This is a genomic window from Sabulicella glaciei, from assembly GCF_026183895.1.
GTDB classification, from domain to species: Bacteria; Pseudomonadota; Alphaproteobacteria; order Acetobacterales; family Acetobacteraceae; genus Roseococcus; species Roseococcus glaciei.
In genome coordinates, this window is sequence record NZ_JAPFQI010000001.1 from 65,565 (window position 1) to 87,228 (window position 21,664).

The window sequence follows — 21,664 nt, forward strand, 5'->3', positions numbered from 1 at the left end:
CCCGGGGCGGCTTGACCGGCGGCGGGCGCGCCGCCATGCCTCTGCGCGCGCCGGCCGGTCCGCCCGGCGCGAAGCGAGGGCATGTGCGATGAACTGGATCAGCGAGTGGGCCCTGCCCAAGATCAAGACGCTCTTCGGCGCGACGCGCGAGGTGCCGGAGAATCTTTGGCACAAATGCCCCAGCTGCGAGCAGATGATCTTCCAGACCGACCTGGAGAAGAACCTGCGGGTCTGCACCCATTGCGGCCATCACATGCGGCTTTCGGCGATGGCCCGGTTGGACGCCACGCTCGATGAAGGCTGGCAGCGCATCGAGCTGCCGCGCGCGCCCGCCGACCCGCTGCGCTTCAAGGACCAGCGCCGCTATGCCGAACGCCTGAAGGACGCGCAGACGAAATCCGGCATGGATGACGCGGTGACCGTCGGCCACGGCACCATCGAGGGGCAACGCGCCGTCGTCGCGGCCTTCGAGTTCGCGTTCATGGGCGGCTCTATGGGCGCCGGGGTGGGCGAGGCGATCGTCGCCGCCGCGCGCCTTGCCGTGCTGCAGGATTCGCCGCTGATCGTCTTTGCCGCCTCGGGCGGGGCGCGGATGCAGGAAGGCGCGGTGAGCCTGATGCAGATGCCGCGCACCGTCATCGCCTCGCAGATGGTGAAGGATGCGGGGCTGCCCTTTATCGTCGTGCTGTGCGACCCGACGACCGGCGGCGTCACCGCCTCCTTCGCCATGCTGGGCGACGTGCAGATGGCCGAGCCGGGGGCGCTGATCGGCTTCGCCGGCGCACGCGTCATCGAGCAGACCGTGCGCGAGAAGCTTCCCGAAGGCTTCCAGCGCGCCGAGTACCTGCTGGAGCACGGCATTCTGGACATGGTGGTGAAGCGCGGCGAGATGCGCGCCACGCTGGGACGCCTGATCCGTCTGCTGCGTTCGGAACCGGCCGCCGACGCCGCCTGATGGGCGCACCCACCATCGGCCGTGCCGAGGCGCTGGTCGAGCGGCTGCACGCGCTGCATCCGAAGCTGATCGACCTGTCGCTCGACCGGCTGCACGGGCTGCTCGCGCGGCTCGGCCATCCGGAGCGATCGCTGCCGCCCGTCGTCCATGTCGCGGGCACCAACGGCAAGGGCAGCACCTGCGCCCATCTGCGCGCCATTGCCGAGGCCGCGGGGCAGCGCGTCCACGCTTATACCTCGCCGCACCTTGTCCGCTTCCATGAGCGCATCCGCCTGGCGGGCACGCTGGTGGGGGAGGATGCCCTGGCCGACGCGCTGGAGGAGGTGGAGGCGGTGAATGCGAGCGAGCCCATCACCGTCTTCGAGATCACCACCGCCGTCGCCTTGCTGCTGTTCTCGCGAGTTCCGGCGGACCTCCTGGTGCTGGAGGTCGGGCTGGGCGGCCGCTTCGACGCGACCAACGTGGTGGACCGCCCGGCCGCCTGCGCCATTGCATCCATCTCCATGGACCACATGGAGTTCCTGGGTGGCACGCTGGCCGGGATCGCCTTCGAGAAGGCCGGGATCCTTAAGCCCGGCGTGCCCTGCGCGACCGGCGCGCAGCACCCCGAGGCCTTGTCGGTCCTGGAGCGCGTCGCGGGCGAGGTGGGTGCGCCGCTCCATGCCCGGTTCCGCGAGTGGGACGTGGCAGATGGCGCCTTTGCCGACGCGGCGGGACGGATTCCCCTGCCGCGCTTCGGGCTTCGCGGCCCGCACCAGCACGACAATGCCGGCATCGCCATCGCCGCGCTGCGCGCCTGGAACCCGCCTTGGCTGTCCGATGTTGCCATCGTCGAGGGCGTCGCCAGCGCGACCTGGCCCGCGCGGCTGCAACGCCTGCACGGGCGCCTCACCCCGCCCGCGCCCTGGGAGCTATGGCTCGATGGCGGCCACAATGCGGGGGCGGGGGAGGCGCTGGCCGAGGCGTTGCGCGACTGGCGCGACCGGCCCTTGCACCTCGTCGTCGGGATGAAGCAGGGCAAGACCGCGGAGGGCTTCCTGCGCCCCCTCCTACCCCTGGCCGACACGATCCACGCCGTGCGCGAGCCCGGCCAGCACCTAGCAATGGAGGTCGAGGACATCGTCGCAGCGAGCGGCGGCGCGGCGCGTCCTGGCCCGGACGTGGCGACGGCGCTGGCGCGGTTGCGCGCGGACGCCCCGCCGGGGCGAATCCTGGTCTGCGGCAGCCTCTATTTGGCCGGGGAGGTGCTCAAGGCCGATGGAACATGGCCGGAATGAGCGCGCCGAGCGAGCAGGCGAGGCCCGCCGCGAAGACGGCCGCATGGCTTTCGCCCGTGATGCCGAACAGCACCGCCAGGGCAACGGCGGCGCCGGCCTGTGCCGCCGCGTAGACGAGCGTCGCCCGCACCCACAGCGCCCCGGCCTGTGGCCCCGCCATTTCCCGGGCCCAGGCCAGGGTGACGGCGGAGATCCCGACGCCCGAGAACCCGCCCAGCACCGCCGCCCCCGCGAGCGCAGCGCCATGCGGCAGGAGGGCGAGCCCCAGCGCCGCCGCCTGCACGCCGAGCCAGAGCCGGACCGAGACGGCCCCGCCCAGCCCGTCGGCCGCGCGCCCGCCCAGCAGCGTCCCGGCGAGCGCACCCAGCCCGAACAAGGCCCAGATGCCGCTTCCCGCCAGCACCCCGACCCCCACGCCGCGCGCCGCGAAGTCGGAAAGGTAGACCATGGGGGGCACCATCCCCGCCCCTGACAGCGCATAGGCGAGGAGGAGGCGCGGCGCCGCTGGCGGGGCACCGGGCGGGATGCCGCCCGCATCCTCGGGAAAGCGGCAATGCGCGAAGATGGCGAGGCCGAGCGCCAGCGCCGCGATGCCTAGCCAGCCGGGGGCAGGTCCGCCCTGCAGCAAGGGCGGCAGGATCAACGCCCCGAGCGTGATGCCACCGCCCACTCCGGCGATCACGATGCCCGAGGCTGTGCCGCGCCGTGCGGCCTCCACGGCGCGCTGCACCGAAGGTCCGGCGAGCGACATCAGCACGCCCCCCGCCACCCCCGCGAGCAGCCGCCAGGGCAGCAGCCACGCCACGCCGCCGGGAACGGCGCAAAGCGCGAGCGACAGGAACACCGCCGCCATGCCCAGGCGCAGCGCGCCGCGCGTGCCGAGGCGCCGCCCCAGCGCCTGCGCCCCCATGACGCCGATCAGATATCCCGCGAGAGCGGCCGCACCGAGCAGCCCGGCCTCGGCGCCCGAGACCCACCCGGCCTCGACCAGCGCGGGAAAAAGCGGCACGAAGGCGAAGCGGGCGAGGCCGATCCCCGCTGCCGTGGCCGCGGCGCCCGAGAGCGCAGCGCTCAGGAAGGGCGACATGGGCCTCCCGGGGTCAGCCCCCGTCGGCTTGCCGGCTCGCCGCGATGCGGATGGCGCGGCGCAGGCGGGCGATGCCGGTCCGGACATGGCCACGCGCGCAAAGCCGGCGCCCCTGCTGGCCCAACAGGCGCGGCGTCGGCTCCGTGTGGCCCGGCATGGATTCGAGACGCCGCGCAAGGGACTGGCAGTACTCGAGCGTGTCGGTGGTCAGGCGCAGGTCGTGCGCCTGATGCTCGGCGCCCGCGGATGCGGGCAGGACAAGCAGCGGGACGAAAGCGGAAAGGAGAAGGACGCGCGCAACGAGCATGGGCGGTGTCTGCACTTTCGTGCCCTAAGAACGAGTTGGCCAGGGGTGAAGCTTTGGTCAGGGCAGCGGCACCCGCAGCGAAACGCGCAGCCCCGGCGGCTCCGCGCCGGGTTGCGCGTCCTCCAGCCACACCTCGCCGCCATGCAGCTGCGTGACGGCGCGCACCAGGGAAAGGCCGAGTCCCGAGCCGGGCGCGTTGCGCGACGCGTCGGCGCGAAAGAAGCGGTCCAGCGCCCGATCCTTGTCGGCCTGCGGCAGGCCAGGGCCTGAATCCTCCACGGCGATCTCGGCCACCCGGCCGTCGCGGCGCGCGGAAAGCCGCACCTTCCCGCCGGGCGGAGTGAACTTGATCGCGTTGTCCAGCAGGTTGGCGACGGCCTGGAGCAGCAGGTCCCGGTCTCCGACGAGGTCGAGCCTGTCCGGCAGGTCGGTTTCGAGGTGCTGGTCGCGTGCCTCGGCCATCGCCTCGTAGAAATCCGCGGCGTCGGACAGGACGGCGGAAAGGTCGAGCGGCGCGAAGGCGGCGCGGCGCGCGCCCGCCTCGGCCTCGGCGATGCGGAGCAGGGCCTGGAAGACGCGGCTGATGTTGTCGAGGTCGGCGATGCCCTCCTCCACTGCCGCGCGCAGCCCTTCCTCGCTCCGCGCGGCGTCCAGCGCCTCCTCCAGCTTGCCGCGCGCGCGGGCGATGGGGGTGCGCAGGTCGTGCGCGATGGCGTCGGAAACGGAGCGCACGCCGGACATCAGCGCCTCGATCCGCTCCAGCATGGCGTTCATGGTCGCGCCCAGCTGGTCGAACTCGTCGTGGCGGAGCGAAACGGGGACGCGCCGGGCCAGATCCCCCGCGGCGATGCCCTGGGCGGTCAGCATGGCGGGCGCCATGCGCCGCTGCAGCGCCTTCCGCACCAGCGAGGCGCCGACGCCGCCCAGCAGGAGGATCGCGCCCAATGACCACGCCATGCCCTCCGCCATCACGATGTCGAGCTGCGTGCGCTCGCTCTCGTCGCGTCCGACGAGGAGACTCAGCCCCCCGGGCAGGTCGCGGCGGTGCAGCCGCGCCTCGGAGGTGGCGCCGTCGTGGTGAAGCTCGGTCCGGAACCAGGTCCCGTCGCCGGCGATGCCCTCGGGCCAGTGGTCCAGGTTGCCCGCGAGCTTGCGGCCGTCCCGGTCCATGAGGAGGTAGATCGTCACCGCCTCGGCATCCTGGGCCATGCGGTCCTCGATGGACTCGATGAGGCCCAGCGGGCCGGCATCGCGGTGCCGGTCCATCAGCGCCAGCGTGTCGGCACGGATGGCCGCGACGGTCTGGCGGTCGATGGCGCCCGCTGTCGCCCACCACAGCACCGCCACCAGCAGCCCCGCGGCGACGGAGAAGATCGCCATGAACAACAGGGCGAAGCGGAACCCGGCCGATTGAAGCAGCCGCGGCGGCGGCGGGGGGCGAGCGAGGCGTTCGCTCATGGCGACCTCGCTGCGCTCAGGCCTCGGCGCGGATCATGTAGCCCGCGTTGCGGACCGTGTGGATCAGCGGCTTGTCGAAGCCCTTGTCCAGCTTCTGCCGCAGCCGCGAGACATGGACGTCGATCACGTTGGTCTGCGGGTCGAAATGGTAGTCCCAGACCTTCTCCAGCAGCATGGTGCGCGTGACCACCTGGCCTGCATGGCGCATCAGGTGCTCCAGCAGGCGGAACTCGCGCGGCTGAACGTCGATGCGCTTGCCGGACCGGGTGACGGTGCGGCTCAGCAGGTCTAGCTCCAGATCGGCGACGCGGAGCTTGGTGACCGGTGCCTCGGAGGAGGGGCGGCGGCCCAGCGCCTCGACCCGGGCCAGGAGCTCGGCGAAGGCGAAGGGCTTCACGAGATAATCGTCGCCGCCCGCCTTCAGCCCCTTTACGCGCTCATCCACGGCAGAGAGGGCGGAAAGGAACAGCACGGGCGTCCGGTTGCCCTGGCCGCGCAGCGTCTCGACGAGGCGCACCCCGTCCACGCCGCCAGGCAACATCCGGTCCAGGACCAGCATGTCGAAGGCCTCGCTGGCGGCCAGGAACAGGCCCTCGCGTCCGTTCGGTGCGTGCTCGACCGTGTGGCCGGCCTCCTGCAAGCCCTTCTTCACGAAGCGGGCCACTTCCACGTCGTCCTCGACGAGGAGGATTCGCATCATTCGCTCCTGCCTTCCATCGGGGCGGGCCGCCCCCTGCCTTGCCTCAACCGGTGCCGCCGGGCCGCCGCCCGACCTGGACGGAGAGATCCTGGGTGCGCCCGTCGCGCAGCAGCGTCAACCGGACGGACTGGCCCGGCGGGACGGCGGCGATGGAGCGTACCAGCATGCGCGAGGTCTCGGCGGGCTGGCCGTTGATGGACAGGACGACGTCGCCGGAGCGCAGCCCGGCCCGCGCGGCGGGGCCGTTGCGCTCGACGCCCGCGATCAGCACGGCGCGGCGCCCGGCGCGCGGATCCTCCGCCACGAGGTCCTGCACCTGAACACCGAGCCAGCCTCGCTCCACCCGCCCGTCGCGGCGCAGCCCCTCGATCACGGGCCGCGCGAGGTCGGAGGGGGTGGCGAATCCGATGCCGGCATTGGCGCCGGAGGGCGAGTAGATGGCCGTGTTGATGCCCACCACCTCGCCCGCGACGTTGAAGAGCGGGCCACCCGAATTGCCCGGGTTGATCGCGGCGTCCGTCTGGATGAAGTCGTCGAAGGGACCGGCGCCGATGTCGCGCCCCCGCGCCGAGACGATGCCCGAGGTGACCGAGCCGCCGAGGCCGAAGGGATTGCCCGCCGCCAGCACCCATTGCCCGACGCGCAGCGCCCCGCTCGATCCCCAGGGCACGGCGATCAGCGGGTTGCGCGGCTCTACGCGCAACAGGGCGAGGTCCATCAATTCGTCCGAGCCGACGACGCGGGCCTGCAATTCCTGCCCGCCCTGGAGCGAGACGGTCACGCGGCTGGCATTGCCGACCACGTGGTTGTTGGTGACGATGAAGCCGCCCGGATCGATGACGAAGCCGCTGCCAGCGCCCATCGTCCGCTCGCGGCGGCCGCGGAAATACCGCTCCAGCGGGGTGCCGCGGAATTCCTGCGGGATGGCGCTCTGCGTCTCCGAGGCGACGGAGATGTTGACCACGGCGGGAAGCACCCGTTCCGCGAGGTCGGCGAAATCGGGAAGGGCAGCGGCACCGCCGCGCTGGGCGATGGCGGGGCCGCCGCAGCCCGTGAGGGCAGGTGGCAGCATCAGCCCGGCCACCAAGGCATGGCGGCGGGTGAGGGGGGCGGGGCGATGGGCAGTCATGGCGCGGGCCGGCGATCCTCCAGGCCGCCGCCGAATCGGGAGCGTGCGGCCTTCCTGTCGATAGCAAGCATCAGGGAGGGAAAGCCCCGGACGCAAGGCGGTTGCCGGAGATTCCCGTCAGAATAGGCCTTCGATCCGCCCATTCGCGTCCAGGCGGATCGCCTCGGCCGCGGGGACGCGCGGCAGCCCGGGCATGGTCATCACCTCGCCGCAGATTACCACCACGAAGCCGGCCCCGGCGGAAAGCCGCACCTCCCGCACCGGCAGGGTGTGGCCGGTCGGGGCGCCCAGCAGGGTCGGATCGGCGCTGAAGGAGTATTGCGTCTTGGCGATGCAGACCGGGACATGCCCGAAGCCCAGTTCCTCGAAGCGACGCAGCCGGGAGGCCACCGCGTCGGGCAGGGCGATGTCGGTGGCGCGGTAGATTTCCCGCGCCACGGCGCGGATCTTGTCCGCGAGCGGGAGGTTATCCGGGTAGAGGGGGGCGAAATGCGCTTCCCCGGAATCGAGGCGGCGCGCGACGGCACGGGCCAGCGCCTCCGTCCCCGCCCCGCCATCGGACCAGTGGGTGCACAGCACCGCCTCGACGCCGATCTCCTTCATCGCCTCCCGGATCGCGGCGAGCTCTGCCTCGGTGTCGGAGGTGAATCGATTGATCGCGACCACGGGGGGCAGGCCGAACTTGCGGATGTTCTCGACATGGCGCGCAAGGTTGGCGACGCCCCGGTGCAGCGCGTGCAGATCCTCGCGCCCCAGATCCGCCTTGGCGACGCCCCCATGCATCTTCAGCGCGCGCACCGTGCCAACGATCACGCAGGCATCGGGGGCAAGGCCGGCGAGGCGGCACTTGATGTCGAGGAACTTCTCCGCGCCCAGATCGGCGCCGAACCCGGCCTCGGTCACCACCACGTCGGACAGGTGCAGGCCGAGCCGCGTCGCCATCACGCTGTTGCAGCCATGTGCGATGTTCGCGAAGGGCCCGCCATGCACGAGGGCGGGCGTGCCTTCCAGCGTCTGCACCAAGTTGGGCGCCAGCGCGTCGCGCAGCAGCACGGCCATGGCGCCATCCGCCTTCAGGTCGCGCGCCGTCACCGGGCGGCGGTCGCGCGTCTCGGCCACGATGATGCGGCCCAGCCTTTCCTGGAGGTCCTCCAGGCTGTCGGCGAGGCAGAAGGCGGCCATCACCTCGCTCGCCACCACGATGTCGAACCCGTCTTCGCGCGGGAAGCCGTTGCCCACGCCGCCCAGGCTCTGCACCACCTGCCGCAGCGCGCGGTCGTTCATGTCGAGGGCGCGGCGCCAGGAGACGCGGCGCGGGTCGATGCCCAGCGCGTTGCCCCAGTGGATGTGGTTGTCGAGCATCGCCGCCAGCAGGTTGTTGGCGGCGGTGATGGCGTGGAAGTCGCCGGTGAAGTGGAGGTTGATGTCCTCCATCGGCACGACCTGCGCGTGGCCGCCCCCGGCCGCGCCGCCCTTCACGCCGAAGCATGGGCCGAGCGACGGCTCGCGCAGGCAGATCACGGCGCGGCGGCCGATGCGGTTCAGCGCGTCGCCCAGCCCGACCGTGGTGGTCGTCTTGCCCTCGCCGGCCGGGGTGGGGCTGATGCCAGTGACGAGGACGAGCTTGCCCCTGGGACGCTCGCGCCGTGCTTGCTCCACGAAGTCGAGGGAGATCTTGGCCTTGTGCTTGCCGTAGGGCTCCACCGCCTCGTCCGGGATGCCGGCGCGCGCGGCGATGGCGGCGATGGGCCGCAGCTTCGCGGCGCGTGCGATCTCGAGGTCGATGGACATGGACGCGGCTTCCCCCTTGCCCCGCCCGTATGGCGGCGGCTGGGGGATTGGACAAGCGGCGCAGCGCGGCGGCAGGATGCACGCACGCAAAACAAGAGCCCGGAGGAAATCCATGAAAGTCACCCGTCGCGGCACGCTGCTCGCCGCCCCCTTCCTCGCCGCCCCGACCCAGGGGTACGCCCAGGACGCGGTGTGGCCGACGCGCCCGGTGACCATGCTGGTTCCCTTCGTCGCGGGCGGCCCGTCCGACATCGTCGCCCGGCTGATCGCCGCCCGCATGACGGGCATGGTGAGCCAGCCCGTGGTGGCGGAGAACCGGCCCGGGGCGAATGGCGCCGTGGCCGCGCAGGCACTGTCGCGCGCCGCGCCGGACGGGCACACGCTGCTGACCGGATCCATCGGCGTCTTTGCCATCAACGCGGCGCTGCGGCCCAACTTGCCCTATGACCCGGTGCGCGACTTCGCGCCGGTCACGCTGGCCGTCACCACGCCCAACGTGCTGATCGCGAACCCGACCGCCATGCCGGCGCGTGACTTCAACGGCATGATGGAATGGCTGCGCGCCAATTCCGGCCGCGCCTCCTACTCCACCTCCGGCGTCGGTTCCTCGGAGCACATGACGATGGAGCTGTTCAAGCTTCGTACCCGCAGCGACATCCAGCACGTGCCCTACCAGGGCGGCGCGGCGGCGGCGACGGCGCTGCTGGCGGGCGACGTGCAGATGACCTTCCAGAATCTTGGCACGGTCGCGCCGCACATCCAGGCCGGGCGGATGCGCGCGTTGATGGTGACGAGCGCGGAGCGTCACCCGACCATCCCCGACGTGCCGACGGCGCGCGAATGCGGCCTGCAGGATTTCGTCGTCACCTCCTGGCAGGCGGTGATGGCGCCGGCCGCGGTGCCCGCGCCGGTGCTGGCGCGGCTGGAGACGATGTGCCGCGAAAGCCTGCGCCACCCGGAAAGCGTGCAGCGCCTGAATGGGATCGGCTTCGACGTGGTGGCGAGCAGCGCCGCGGATTACCGGCGCTTCCAGGAGGCCGAGATCGCGCGCTGGCGCGAAGTGGTGCGCGAGGCGAACATCCGCGCCGAGTAGCGCTTAAGTCCATGCCCCGTGGCTTGATGCGGCGCAACGACGCGCCGCAGCCCGGGGCGTAACCCGGTCCTCGCGCAACACGAATCGAAAGGCGCGAGGACGTGATGAAGACGATGGTGCTGCTGGCGGCGGGGCTGCTGGCATTGGGCGCGGGACAGGCGGCGGCGCAGGAAGCGCCGCGCGGGAAGCGGGCCGGAGATTTCGTGGTGGGCCTGGGCGCGGTCGGCGTGCTGCCCACCAATGGCGGGCGCGTGGGCCTGATCGGCGGGACGCCGCAGGCGAGCAACGCGGCCAGCCCGCAGCTGGACTTTACCTACTTCTTCACGCCGAACCTGTCGGCGAACCTGATTGCCGCCACCACCCGGCACGATCTGCGCGTGACCGGCTCGGCGTTGGGCGACGTGAAGCTGGGCCGGGTGTGGGCGCTGCCGCCGACTCTGACGGTGCAGTACCACCCACTGCCGCAGTCGCGCTTCAGCCCCTATGTCGGCGTCGGGCTCAACACGACCTTCTTCTACGGCCATGGCGGTGCGATGACGCCGCCGGTGACCAGAGTCCGGGTCCGCAACACCGTCGGCGTCGCGCCCAATATCGGCGTGGATTACGAGGTGGCGCCGAACTGGCTCCTCAATTTCGACGCCAAGTGGATCCTGATGCAGCCGGATGTCAGCGTGAATAGCGGGCTGATCCGGGCGCGGGCCGACGTGAATCCCTTCGTGATCGGCGCATCGGTCCGCTACCGGTTCTGAGCCGCGTCAGGCCGCCGCCGGTTTCAGCAGGCGCTGGACCGGCAGGCGGCCGAGCCTCGCGCAGAAATCGCCGAAGCCCTCGCCTGGGAGGCGCCACGCCGCCCAGGCTTCCAGCACCGGCCGCAAGGTCAGGGCGATGCGGTCCGGCGGGATCTTGTCGGCGATGGCCTCGTTCAGCCGCGTGCCCTCGAAGGCGCCGCCGACAAAGAGCGTGTAGAGCCCCGGCGCGCGCCCCACCACGCCGATCTCCGCCTGGTAGGGGCGGGCGCAGCCATTGGGGCAGCCGGTGATGCGTAGGCTGATCCGCTCCCCCAGCAGCCCCAGCGCGTCGAGTTCCGCCTCGATGGCCGACGTGACCTCCTCCCGAACCCGCTCGCCCTCCGCCAGCGCCTGGCCGCAAGTGGGCAAGGCGACGCAGGCGAGGGTGGCGCGGCGCAGGGGCGACAGGGATTCGGGCAGGGGGATGCCGTGCCGGGCCAGCACCGCCTCCACCGCCGCGCGCTGCTCCGGCGCAATGTCGGAGAGCAGCAGGTCCTGCTGCGGTGTCCCGATCGGATTGGCGCCGGAAAGGTTGATCACCTCGCGCAGGGCTTCGCGCCAGGGTCCGGCGACGCGACCCGAGGGGACCGAAAGGCCGAGCCAGAACCTGCCGTCGCCTTGGTCGTGCCACCCCAGATGCTCCGGCACGCGCAGCCTCGGCAGGGAAGGGGGTGGGGCGAGAGTGCGGCCCAGATCGGCGGAAAGCTGCGCGCGGGCCCAGGCCGGGCCCTTTTCGTGCAGCACGTATTTCAGCCGCGCCTGCTTTCGGTCGTCCCGCCGTCCGAAGTCGCGATGGAGGCGCACGGCCGCCTCCGCCACCTCCAGCACCTCGTCCGGGCCGATCAGCGCCACGGGGTCGGCGAGCCGCGGAAAGGTGGAAGGCTTGTTGTGCGTCATGCCCATGCCGCCGCCCAGCATCACGATCCACCCCTCCGGTACCAGGACGAAGCCGAGGTCATTGGCCAGCACATCTGCCGAGTTGTCGTCCGGATGGATCAGGGCAATCTTGAATTTCCGCGGCAGAAAGGCGGCGCCGTAGAGCGCGTCCTCCGCCTCGCCCGCCACGTGCTTCTCGCCCAGGAAGATCTCGTGGTGGGCGCGGCTGCGCGGCAGCAGGGCGGAGGACAGGCGGAAGGCTTCCGCTTCCAACCGCGCATGGACCGCGTCCCGGCGCGGAGCAGGCGAGGTGATGACATTGCGGACCACGTCGCCGCAGGCGGCGAGGGTAGTCAGCAACGCCTCGTGGATGCCGGCAATGGTGCCGCGCAAATTTTCCCGCAGGACGCCGTGAAATTGCACGCCCTGTCGCGTGGTGACCCGCAGCGTGGCGTCAGCATGGCTTTCCGCCAGCGCGTCCAGGGCGAGCCATTGGGACGCGGAAAGCCGCCCGGCGGGCGCGCGGACGCGCACCATGAAGGACCAGTCCTTGTCCTGCCCTGCCTGCTTGCGCGCGGTGGCCGTGTCGCGATCGAATTGTTCATAGGTTCCGTGGAATTTCAGCAGGGTGTAGGCAGCCTCGCTCAGCCCTCCTCCGGAGTTGCGGCCACCGATCTCCTTCGCGATTGGCCCGCGCAGCCCCTGGCTTGCCGCCTTGATCGCCTCGACTTCACCCGCCTTCATCGCGTCGCCTCTTTCAATGCGCTTGCCAAAAGTGAAAACATGATTCTACGATCATAACAAGCGTTATTGGAAGAATTGGCCGCAACATGAAAGTGGAATCCACGAGCCGCCTCGCTGGACCGGTCTTCGCCCGCGGCGAGGTTTGGCTGGTCGGTGCCGGCCCCGGCGACCCGTCCCTGCTGACCCTGCGCGCGGTGCAGGCGCTGGAGGCCGCCGACCTCGTGCTGCACGACGCGCTGCCTGGCCGCGCCGTGCTCCGTCATGTCCGGCGTGGCGCGGAGGTCATCGCGGTCGGCAAGCGTAAGGGCGCCGCGCCGGTGCCGCAGGCGCGCATCAACGCGCGGCTGGTTCAGGGCGCGCTCGCGGGGCTGCGCGTGGTGCGGCTGAAGGGCGGGGACCCCTTCATCTTCGGGCGTGGCGGCGAGGAGGCGGCGGCCTGCGATGCGGCCGGGGTGACTTGGCGCGTGGTGCCGGGCGTCTCGGCCGGGCTCGCGGCGCCGGCCGCGGCCGGAATCCCGCTGACGCAGCGCGGCATCGCCTCCGCCGTCACCTTCCTCACCGCGCATGATGAGGCGGGCGGCCTGCCGGCGATGGAATGGGGCGCGTTGCCCCGCACGGTGGTCGCCTTCATGGCGCTCACGAAACTGGACGAGGTCGCGACCCGGATGCTGGCGGGTGGGCGCCCCGGCTCTACCCCCGTCGCCATCGTTTCGGAGGCCAGCCTGCCCACGCAGCGCGTGCTGCGGACCTCGCTCGGCGCCTGCACGCTCGATGCGCGGCGCGCCGGGATGCCGGCCCCCGCGCTGGTCGTCATCGGCGAGGCGGCGGCGCTGGCCGGCACCCTGGATGCCCCCTTGCCGGCGCAGGCCGCCCATGCCTGATTTCGCCGCGCTGACGGACGAGACCTGGGCACCGGCAGGCGACGTCGCCGGCATCGGCTTTGGCGTCCTTGCCCTTGTCGCGCTTCTTGCACGACTGATCTGACCAACGAAGAGCTGAAGGAGAGTAAACCATGTCGCAGCAGCTTTCCCTCGGGCAGGTGGCGCCCGATTTCGAGGCCGACACCACGCAGGGCCGCATCCGCTTCAGCAATTGGGGCAAGGATTCCTGGGTGGTCTTCTTCTCCCACCCCAAGGACTTCACGCCGGTCTGCACCACCGAGCTGGGCGAGGCCGCGAAGCTGAAGCCGGAATTCGACAAGCGTGGCGTGAAGGTGATCGGCCTGTCGGTGGATCCGCTGGACCGGCACGATGCCTGGGCCGAGGACATCCGCGAGACGCAGGGCGCCGCGCTGAACTTCCCGATGATCGCCGACCCGGACCGCAAGGTGTCCGAGCTCTACGGGATGATCCATCCGGAGGCCGACCCCACCATCACCGTCCGCACCGTCTACGTGATCGACCCGGCGCGGAAGGTGCGGCTGACGCTTACCTATCCGCCTTCCACCGGCCGCAACTTCCACGAGGTGCTGCGGGTGATCGACAGCCTGCAGCTGACCGACAAGCACAAGGTCGCGACGCCGGTGAACTGGCAGAAGGGCGACAAAGCGATCATCGTCCCCAGCCTGTCGGACGAGGACGCGAAGGCTCGCTTCCCGCAGGGCTGGAAGGCCGAGCGTCCCTATCTGCGCTGGGTGGACGTGCCGCAGGAAGGCTGAGCCGCCGCAACCCTGCCATCATCGCCGGTTTCTTTCCGGCGATGATGCCGGGACGATCGACGATCTGGCCGGACCGGGGCGCTGCCCCGGTCGCGGCGCTGCTGGGTGCGACCCTGACCCTGGTGATCTTCGGGCTGGGCATCGTGCCGCCCTGGCGCACTGGCTGGATGCTGTCCGGTGTCCCGGGGCCGGACCCGGTGCAGTACTGGCTGGGCTGGGCCTTCTTCCGCGACGATGCCTGGCGCCTTCCGCCCGGCCTGTCGCCGCGCTTCGGGATGGAACTCGGCTCCTCCATCTTCTTCTCCGACTCGATCCCGCTGCTGGCCTTCCTGTTCAAGGCGCTGCGGCCGGCTCTGGCCGTGGATCAGTACTGGGGGATGTGGCTGCTGCTCTGCGGCGCGTTGCAGGGGTTGTTCGGCGCGCTGGCGCTGCGGCGCCTGGGCCTGGATGCGCTGGGTCAGGTGATGGGGGCGGGGCTGCTGGTCCTTCAGCCCATGCTGCTCAACCGCATGGGCGGGCATTTCGCCCTCGCGGGACAATGGCTCCTGTTGGCGGGGCTTTGGATGCACCTCGCCCCGTCCACCGCGCGCCGGCCCTGGGGCTGGGTGCTGCTGGCGGGCGCGGCCGCGCTGATCCATTCCTACCTGCTGCCCATGGTGCTGGCGCTCTGGCTCGCCGATGCGCTGCGTCGGCGCGCCTGGGTCGAGGCGCCGCTGGTGCTGGGGGCCGCGCTCGCCGCGCTCTGGGCCGCCGGGTTCCTTTCCTTGCGGACGGGGCATGGCGGCGCCGGCTATGGAGCCATGCAGCTCGACCTCCTGGCGCCCTTCGATGGCGGGTACTGGAGCGGGTTCCTGCCGGTGCTGCCGGGGCCCGGGCATCCGGAGGTGGGCGCCTCCTATCTCGGCCTGGGCGGGCTGTTGCTGCTTCCATTCCTGCTGCGCGCCCCTTGGCGGCGCTTCTCCGCGCCGCTTGCCCTGGTGCTCCTGCTGATGCTCGGCTTCGCGGTGACGCACCGGCCTTCGGTCGCAGGGGTGCAGGCAACTCTGTTTCCCCTGCCGCCCGCCCTGGTCGAACTCGCGGGCGCCCTGCGCGCCTCCGAGCGCTTCTTCTGGCCGATCGCCTATGCGCTTCTGCTGCTCAGCATGGCGGGGCTGGCGCGCTGGCTCGGGCCGCGCCGCTCCGGCCTCGCGCTCGCCGTGCTGCTGGCGGTGCAGGCCGTGGACCTGCGCCCGGGAATCGCGCGGCTGGGTAGCTTCTTCCCGTCCACGGAGGCCACCCTTCCCCTGCGCCTGTCCGACCCCTTCTGGGCGGAGGCCGCGCGCAAGGCCCACGCGATCCGCGCCGTGCCCGCCGCGAACCAGGGCCCCTTCTGGGAGGAGGTCGCGGTGCTGGCGGCGCGGCACGGCCTCGCCACCGATGCGGCCTATCTGGCCCGCGCCGATGCCGCCGTCGCCGCCCAGATCGCCGAAGCGGTGCTGGACCGGCTGCGGCGCGGCGAGCCCGAGCCAGGGGTGATCTACGTCTTGCGGGACGAGGTGGCGCTGGAGGCGGCGCGGGCGGGCATGGCGGCCTCGCTGCGGCGCGTGGATGGGGTTTGGGTCATCCCTCCGGCGCCCTGAGTCTTTTCGGAACGCCGCCGCGCCCTACATTCGGGGGGCAGCCGAAGGCCAAACGAGATGCGCATCCTCCGCCGACGCCCCTGGAACGCACCGGAAGGCGCGGTCACGCCCGAGGCACTGGTGCTGAACCGCCGTGCCCTGATGGGGATGGGAGCCGCGCTCCTGCCCGGAATCGCCGCGGCGCAGGGCGTCACCCAGGCCCCGCCCTTGCCGGAGCACGCGCGCAACATGCGCTTCCGGCCCGAGCGCGCCCTCAGCCCCGAGCGCGACGCCACCACCTACAACAATTTCTACGAATTCGGGACGAGCAAGAGCATCGCCTCCGCCGCCGCCCGCATGCCGGTGCGGCCCTGGCGCCTGTCGGTCGGCGGGCTGGTGGACAAGCCGCGCGAGTTCGAGATCGACGACCTGCTGCGGCTGATGCCGGTCGAGGAGCGCGTTTATCGCCTCCGCTGCGTCGAGGCCTGGGCAATGACCGTGCCCTGGAGCGGGTTCCAGCTTTCCGAGCTGCTGAAGCTGGTGGAACCGAAATCCAACGCCCGCTACGTGGCCTTCGAGACCGCCGCCATTCCCGGCGTCATGCCCGGGCTGCGGCAGAGTTGGTATCCCTGGCCGCATGTCGAGGCGTGCACGATCGAGGAAGCGGCGAACGAGCTGACCTTCATGCCAGTCGGGCTGTTCGGCAAGCCGCTTCCGCAAAGCAATGGCGGGCCGCTGCGCGTGGTGTTCCCCTGGAAGTACGGTTTCAAGTCCGGCAAGTCGGTGGTGAAGATCACCCTGACTGCCGACCGCCCGCGCACCTTCTGGCCCGCCATCCAGGCGAGCGAGTACGGGTTCTGGGCCAATGTGAATCCCGAAGTCGCCCATCCGCGCTGGAGCCAGGCCACCGAACGCCTGCTCGGCAGCGGCGAGCGCGTGCCGACGCGGATCTTCAACGGCTACGGCGAATGGGTCGGCGGGCTTTATGCGGGGATGGAGCGCGAACGCCTCTGGGGCTGACGGCTCGACAGGTCGGGACGGGGCGGCTAGGTCGCCCCAGCAGCACTCCAGGGGCGTCGAGCAGTGACCATGGCCGATCTTTCCGCGGCGAAGCCGGAGGCCACTTATGACGACTTCGCGAAGCTCGACATCCGTGTCGGGCGGATCGTCGCAGTCGAACCGTTCCCGCGTGCGCGCAACCCTTCGTACAAGGTCCATGTGGATCTGGGTCCGCTCGGCACGCGGTGGTCGAGCGCGCAGATCACGAATTATGACGCGGCGGAACTGGTCGGCACGTCGGTCGTGTGCGTCTGCAATTTCGCGCCCCGCAACATCGCCGGCTTCCGGTCGGAGGTGCTGATCCTCGGTGCGCCGGACGAACAGGGACGCGTGATCCTGCTCTCGCCACGCTCCGATGTCCCGCTGGGGGCGGCGGTCTACTGAGGCTTCGGCCGCGCCTCGTCCAGGCGGCGGCGGGACAGGGCGATCACGGCGCGCGCCTCGGGCGTCAGGTCGAAGGGGTCCAGCGCGTCGAGCGGAGCCCACTGGACTTCGGCCGCGTCGTCGCCCGCCACCGTGTCGCCCGACAGGTATTCCCCGCAGAAATCCACGATGGTGTAGTGGAACCGGACGCGCCCTTCCTCGTCGCGCGTCACGGAATCGATCACGTCCGCGAGAAGCAGCGGACCGACCTCGATCCCCGCCTCCTCGCGCAACTCGCGCCGCGCGGCGTCCTGCGCGCCTTCGCCCACGTGCTGCGCCCCGCCGGGAAGCGACCAAGCGCCCATGCGCGGCGGCCGGGCGCGGCGCACCAGCAGGACGGAACCGCCGCGAAAGGCGATGACGCCGATGCCGATCCAGGGGCGGTCGGGATACTCGCGGCTGTCGCTCATCCCTGCTCCAGCAGGTCTTCCAGGCGCGGCAGCATGGCGCGCTCCTTCCATTGGCCGATCTGGAAGGCGTAGCCGTTCCACAGCGCGTTCAGCCGTGCCGCCTCCGCATCGCCCTCGGCGCGCAGCGTCACCCAGAACTCGCCTTCCCCTCGCCGGCCCCGGGCCTGGATTGCGAGGTTGTCGGTGAAGGTGAAGCGCGCCTCGCCCAGCGCATCGGCCGGGGCATCCGCCTCGCGTCGCACCTCGATCAGCGAGAGGCCCTCGAAGACGCGGCCCGCCTCGTCCAGCGCCACGCCATCGGGGCGGGGTGGGTCGGGCGGCGCGACGATGACCAGCGGCGCGTCCACCTCGCCGGGCCGCTCCAGCACCAGCGTCTCCTCGCCGGCGCGGCTGACTTCCACGCGGCGCAGGCGCTGCGTCGGCAGGTCCACGAGGTCGCGCAGCAGCCAAAGGGCCGGATCGGCCTCGGCGGTCAGTCGGCCTTCGGCCAGCCAGCCCCGCGCCTCCTCCGGGCGGCGGATGTGGATGGTGTCCGCCACGCCGGGCTGGGTACGAGAGCGCCGCGTGCCGAGGATCAGCGAGACGAGCGGCGCCCCCGAGGCGTCCAGGACACGAAGCAGCGCCCCCGTTGCTCCGGGACCCATCGGGTCGTCCGTGCCGAAGCTGGCGCTGGCGTCGCGCGGCTCCAGGAGGCGAAGCTCGGTCAGGGCGGTCAGCGTCTCGCGCAGCTTGGCCGGGCGGGCCGGCCAGCCGGCGCGCTCGGCGATCCGCCAGGCTTCGCCGTCGCGCGACAAGGTCACGCCTCCATCGTGGCGCCGGATCTCCACGCGCGCCGCCTGGCCCAGCCGCTCGGCAAGGTTGGGGAAGGCGAGGGCGCCGCTCGCCGTCACTGCCTCCTCGCGTGGGGAAAGGAGGAGCCCCGCGCCCAGCGTCGCCGCCGCCGCCGCGCCCAGCCCGGCGAGCCCGCGCCGCCCGATCATGGCCGCGCCGCCGCGCGGCGCCGCGCGCGCAGCAGGGCCAGCCCCGCCGCCGCCAGCACCAGCAGCCCGGGGACGAGCAGGATGTTGATGGCCCGCAGCGCGGCTTCCAGCGATTCGATGTCGCGCCGAAGCTCCAGCTGGACGGCGCGCAGTTCCCGCCGCGTTGCCGCGATCTGCTCGCGCGCACGGTCGATCTCGGCGCGCTGCTCCGGCGTGATGACGGCCTGGGCCGCGTTGCGCTCGCTGCCCGTGCCCTGGCGCAACTCGCGCAGCCGCGCCTCGGTGGCCTGGAGGCGCTCGGTCAGCTGCCGCTCGCTGGCGCGGAACTGCGCGTCGGCGACGCGGCGGATCTCCTCCACGCGGGTGAAGGGCCGCAGCGACTCCCCGCGCGAGCGCAGCGAGATCATCGCATCCGTGCCCGCGAGCGTGTCGGCCAGGTTCACGAGGAAGCTGCCATTCCCGGCGAAGGGCGTGGCGACGGGCTGGCCGAAGAACTCCTGCACCCGCACCCAGAACCGGTCGTCCAGCATGTCAGTGTCGTGGATGACGACGAGGTTGGCCTGCCACTCCGAACGCGCGAGATGCGGCAGCAGCCCCTCGGCCTGGACGGGCGGGCCGTCGGGGAAGGCGGTCGGCAGGACGCCACGGAGCCGCGCCGCGAGGATCCGCCGCTCGCCATCCGCGCGGAAATCGGCCAGCAGCCGCACCGGGTCCGCCTCGCGGCCCACGCGCTCGGCCGGGACGATCATGGATTGGCCGCTGCTTTGCAGGAGGGTTGTCCACTCGCCCGGCGCGCCCTCGCGGCGAAGCAGATGCCCGGCCGAGGCCACCGTGACCTGGTCGAGCTGTGCGGTCGCCACCTCGCGCCGGTTCAGGCTGTCGCCCTGGAGCGAGTACCAGGAAAGGAAATCCACCGCCTGCACCCGGTCGCCCGGCCGCGCCCGCACCCGCCATGCGCCGCGCAGATCGAGCACGACCTCGTTCGCCGGCGCCTCGATGCCCCAGGCACCGAGCAGCCGGTCGAGGGAGGAGGCGGTCTCCGTGGGCGGGCGCCCATCCGGGCCGGGGCGCGTCGCCTGCATCTCGCTCAGGGGGTCGATGAGCAGGAGAAGGCGGCCGCCGCGCAGCACGAACTGGTCCACCGCGTATTGCGTCGCCTCCGAAAGCGCTTGCGGATGGGCGAGCAGCAGGATGCGGATGCCCTGCGGGATCACGGCCGCGTCGGGCGCGACCTCGCGCACCTCGTAGGCGTCGCGCAACTGCTGGATCACCACCTGCGGACGGGCCAGGGCGGGCTGGCGCATCATCATCGCGCGCGGGTCGCCGTTCAGCGGCAGCGGCGTCAGCAGCCCCACCACCGGCTTTTCCGGCGCGGACAGCTCGAAGACGAGGCGGGTGAGGTCGGCTTCCAGGAAGCGCTCGCGATCCGGCTGGAAGAAGGCGATGATCCGCTCCTCGTCGCGGGCATTGGAGCCGGCGAGGCCGAAGAAGACCTGCTCGCCGCCTTCGTTCAGCGGCACGCCTTGCAGCCCCAGCGCCAGCGCGCGGTCCTCCGTGTCGGAGAAGGGCTCGGGGTCCAGCACCTCCAGCCGCAGCTTGCCGTCCGACGCGGCGGCGTATTCGCGCAGCAGGGCGCGCACGCGTTCCGCATAGGCGCCGAATTGCGGCGCCTCGGCGCCCAGCCGGCGCGAGTAGAACAGGCGCAGCGTCACCGGGTCGCGGAGGCCCGACAGGACCTGCCTCGTGCCGGGGGCGAGGGTGTAGAGACGGTCCGCCGTCAGGTCGAGGCGCGCCTGCGGGGCGAGGCGCTGAGCCAGCAGGACAACGCCCACCGCCAGCGCGGCGGCGAAGAGCAGGGCGAGGAGCGAGGCGGCGCGGCGCATCACGAACCCCTCCGCCATTCGAGGACCACCGCGTTGGCGAAGAGCCAGAACCCGGTGAAGGCGGCGAAGAAAGCGAGGTCGGGCAGGGCGATCACCCCGCGGACGAAGCTGCCGAAATGCTCCGCGACGGAAAAGCCGCGCGCCACCTCGCCCAGCACGGGCAGGCGCGCCGACAAGAAATCCGCGACGATGGGCGAGCCGGCGGCGGCGAAGACGAAGCACCCCGCGACGCCCAGCACGAAGGCGATGACCTGGTTGCGCGTCATCGCGGAGACGGCGGCGCCCAGCGCCAGATAGGCCCCGGCCACCAGCACGCAGCCAAGGTAGCCGGCGAGGATCGCGCCGTTGTCGGGCTCGCCCAGCCAGTTCACCGTGATGACGAGCGGAAAGGTCAGCGCCAGCGCCACGGCACAGAAGGCCCAGGCGGCGAGCCACTTGCCCAGCACCGCGTGCCAGGGCGCGATGGGCAGGGTCAGCAGCATCTCGATCGTGCCCAGGCGCCGCTCCTCCGCCCAGAGGCGCATTGTCAGGGCCGGCACCAGGAAAAGCAGCAGCCATGGCACGAAGCCGAAGAAGGGCAGCAGGTCTGCCTGGTTGCGGCCGGAGAACCCGCCCAGGGTGAAGGTGAGCGCGCCCGCCAGCACCAGGAAGATCACGATGAACACGGCGGCGACGGGGGTGGCGAAGTAGCCCGCGAATTCCCGGCGCGCGATGGCCCAGACCGCCCTCATGCGGCCTCTCCTTCGCCCAGCGTCAGCGCGCGGAACACGGTGTCGAGGTCGCGGCCATCGGCCGTCAGCGCCCCCGGCGTGGAATCCGCCAGCACCTGCCCGTGCGCGATGATGATGGCGCGGGTGCAGACGGCCGAGACCTCCTCCAGGATGTGGGTGCTGATGATGATCGCCTTGCGTGGCGCCATGGCGCGGATCAGGTTGCGAACCTCGTGCTTCTGGTTGGGGTCGAGCCCATCCGTCGGTTCGTCCAGCACCAGCACGTCCGGGTCGTGCAGCAACGCAGAGGCGAGGCCGACACGGCGGCGGAACCCCTTGGACAGGGTTTCGATGGGTTGCAGCCGCACTTCCTCCAGCTGCGTGACCGCCATGGCAGCGGGCACGGTGGCCGGGTCGCAGCCGCGCACCCGGGCGCAGAAACGCAGGAAGCCCTCGACGGTCATTTCGGGATAGGTGGGGGCGCCTTCGGGCAAGAATCCCAGGTGGCGCCGGGCGGCCACGCCGTCATTCTGCACGTCGTGCCCGGCGATGCGGGCCGTGCCGGCGCTGGGCGGCAGGAACCCGGCCAGCATCCGCATGGTGGTGGATTTCCCGGCGCCATTGGGCCCCAGGAACCCGACCACCTCGCCCCGCTCGACGGAAAAGCTGACGCCGTCCACGGCGGTGAAGGCGCCGAAGCGCCTTGAAAGGCCCTCGATCTCGATCAACGCGGTCACGT

Annotated in this window: 21 protein-coding genes; 9 read left to right on the top strand and 12 right to left on the bottom strand. The window is 71.7% G+C overall.

Features of this window, described 5'->3' with window-relative positions:
- Nucleotides 1-88 precede the first annotated feature (88 nt).
- Complete coding sequence (accD, locus tag OF850_RS00270) at nt 89-955, top strand: acetyl-CoA carboxylase, carboxyltransferase subunit beta (RefSeq protein ID WP_301587663.1); 867 nt, start codon at nt 89-91, stop codon at nt 953-955.
- Nucleotides 955-2,232, top strand: coding sequence for a bifunctional folylpolyglutamate synthase/dihydrofolate synthase (locus tag OF850_RS00275; protein WP_301587664.1), 1,278 nt, complete (start codon nt 955-957; stop codon nt 2,230-2,232). The genes accD and OF850_RS00275 overlap by 1 nt, the downstream gene beginning before the upstream one ends.
- Here the strand turns inward: OF850_RS00275 and OF850_RS00280 are convergent.
- The 6 genes from OF850_RS00280 to OF850_RS00305 all read right to left on the bottom strand — a co-directional run bounded on the left by OF850_RS00280 (nt 2,204) and on the right by OF850_RS00305 (nt 8,704).
- Complete coding sequence (locus OF850_RS00280; RefSeq protein WP_301587665.1) at nt 2,204-3,319, bottom strand: YbfB/YjiJ family MFS transporter; 1,116 nt, start codon at nt 3,317-3,319, stop codon at nt 2,204-2,206. The two genes, OF850_RS00275 and OF850_RS00280, sit on opposite strands and share 29 nt — an antisense overlap.
- 13 nt (nt 3,320-3,332) lie before the next feature.
- A complete protein-coding gene (locus tag OF850_RS00285) occupies nt 3,333-3,626 on the bottom strand; it encodes a hypothetical protein (RefSeq protein WP_301587666.1) in 294 nt (97 codons plus the stop codon).
- 57 nt (nt 3,627-3,683) lie between these two features.
- Nucleotides 3,684-5,084 (bottom strand): HAMP domain-containing sensor histidine kinase, encoded by a 1,401-nt coding sequence (locus tag OF850_RS00290; RefSeq protein WP_301587667.1) that lies wholly within the window; start codon nt 5,082-5,084, stop codon nt 3,684-3,686.
- A gap of 16 nt (nt 5,085-5,100) precedes the next feature.
- The gene (locus OF850_RS00295; protein ID WP_301588829.1) at nt 5,101-5,781 is read right to left on the bottom strand and encodes a winged helix-turn-helix domain-containing protein; all 681 of its coding nucleotides are present in this window, start codon (nt 5,779-5,781) and stop codon (nt 5,101-5,103) included.
- 46 nt (nt 5,782-5,827) lie between these two features.
- The gene (locus OF850_RS00300) at nt 5,828-6,913 is read right to left on the bottom strand and encodes a trypsin-like peptidase domain-containing protein (RefSeq protein WP_301587668.1); all 1,086 of its coding nucleotides are present in this window, start codon (nt 6,911-6,913) and stop codon (nt 5,828-5,830) included.
- A gap of 117 nt (nt 6,914-7,030) precedes the next feature.
- Complete coding sequence (locus OF850_RS00305) at nt 7,031-8,704, bottom strand: formate--tetrahydrofolate ligase (protein ID WP_301587669.1); 1,674 nt, start codon at nt 8,702-8,704, stop codon at nt 7,031-7,033.
- A 112-nt stretch (nt 8,705-8,816) separates the two neighbouring features.
- Between OF850_RS00305 and OF850_RS00310 the strand changes: the two genes are divergently transcribed.
- Together OF850_RS00310 and OF850_RS00315 are read left to right on the top strand one after the other, a co-directional pair.
- Nucleotides 8,817-9,797: a Bug family tripartite tricarboxylate transporter substrate binding protein gene (locus OF850_RS00310; RefSeq protein ID WP_301587670.1), complete on the top strand. Its 981-nt coding sequence runs from the start codon at nt 8,817-8,819 to the stop codon at nt 9,795-9,797.
- A 104-nt stretch (nt 9,798-9,901) separates the two neighbouring features.
- Entirely contained in the window at nt 9,902-10,546 is a 645-nt protein-coding gene (locus OF850_RS00315; RefSeq protein WP_301588830.1) for an OmpW/AlkL family protein, read from the top strand.
- A 6-nt stretch (nt 10,547-10,552) separates the two neighbouring features.
- On the opposite strand, the gene OF850_RS00320 is transcribed toward OF850_RS00315, so the two are convergent.
- Entirely contained in the window at nt 10,553-12,205 is a 1,653-nt protein-coding gene (locus tag OF850_RS00320) for an NADPH-dependent assimilatory sulfite reductase hemoprotein subunit (RefSeq protein WP_301587671.1), read from the bottom strand.
- Between the two features lie 86 nt (nt 12,206-12,291).
- Between OF850_RS00320 and cobA the strand changes: the two genes are divergently transcribed.
- The 5 genes from cobA (at nt 12,292) to OF850_RS00345 (ending at nt 16,903) form a co-directional block, all read left to right on the top strand.
- The gene (gene cobA, locus OF850_RS00325; RefSeq protein ID WP_301587672.1) at nt 12,292-13,086 is read left to right on the top strand and encodes a uroporphyrinogen-III C-methyltransferase; all 795 of its coding nucleotides are present in this window, start codon (nt 12,292-12,294) and stop codon (nt 13,084-13,086) included.
- A gap of 131 nt (nt 13,087-13,217) precedes the next feature.
- Nucleotides 13,218-13,862 (top strand): peroxiredoxin, encoded by a 645-nt coding sequence (locus OF850_RS00330; protein ID WP_301587673.1) that lies wholly within the window; start codon nt 13,218-13,220, stop codon nt 13,860-13,862.
- Between the two features lie 41 nt (nt 13,863-13,903).
- A complete protein-coding gene (locus OF850_RS00335; protein WP_301587674.1) occupies nt 13,904-15,481 on the top strand; it encodes a DUF6311 domain-containing protein in 1,578 nt (525 codons plus the stop codon).
- Nucleotides 15,482-15,538: 57 nt separating this feature from the next.
- A complete protein-coding gene (gene msrP, locus OF850_RS00340; protein ID WP_301587675.1) occupies nt 15,539-16,480 on the top strand; it encodes a protein-methionine-sulfoxide reductase catalytic subunit MsrP in 942 nt (313 codons plus the stop codon).
- A gap of 69 nt (nt 16,481-16,549) precedes the next feature.
- Nucleotides 16,550-16,903: a tRNA-binding protein gene (locus OF850_RS00345; RefSeq protein ID WP_301587676.1), complete on the top strand. Its 354-nt coding sequence runs from the start codon at nt 16,550-16,552 to the stop codon at nt 16,901-16,903.
- On the opposite strand, the gene OF850_RS00350 is transcribed toward OF850_RS00345, so the two are convergent.
- From OF850_RS00350 to OF850_RS00370, 5 genes are read right to left on the bottom strand one after another with little or no spacing between them, the layout of a single operon-like run.
- Complete coding sequence (locus tag OF850_RS00350; protein WP_301587677.1) at nt 16,897-17,352, bottom strand: NUDIX hydrolase; 456 nt, start codon at nt 17,350-17,352, stop codon at nt 16,897-16,899. The two genes, OF850_RS00345 and OF850_RS00350, sit on opposite strands and share 7 nt — an antisense overlap.
- On the bottom strand, nt 17,349-18,332 hold the full coding sequence (locus tag OF850_RS00355) for a DUF4340 domain-containing protein (protein WP_301587678.1): 984 nt from the start codon (nt 18,330-18,332) through the stop codon (nt 17,349-17,351). Before OF850_RS00355 ends, OF850_RS00350 begins: the two co-directional genes overlap by 4 nt.
- A complete protein-coding gene (locus OF850_RS00360) occupies nt 18,329-20,215 on the bottom strand; it encodes a Gldg family protein (protein WP_301588831.1) in 1,887 nt (628 codons plus the stop codon). Before OF850_RS00360 ends, OF850_RS00355 begins: the two co-directional genes overlap by 4 nt.
- Complete coding sequence (locus OF850_RS00365) at nt 20,215-20,946, bottom strand: ABC transporter permease subunit (RefSeq protein WP_301587679.1); 732 nt, start codon at nt 20,944-20,946, stop codon at nt 20,215-20,217. Before OF850_RS00365 ends, OF850_RS00360 begins: the two co-directional genes overlap by 1 nt.
- Nucleotides 20,943-21,662 (bottom strand): ABC transporter ATP-binding protein, encoded by a 720-nt coding sequence (locus OF850_RS00370; protein WP_301587680.1) that lies wholly within the window; start codon nt 21,660-21,662, stop codon nt 20,943-20,945. Before OF850_RS00370 ends, OF850_RS00365 begins: the two co-directional genes overlap by 4 nt.
- Nucleotides 21,663-21,664 lie beyond the last annotated feature (2 nt).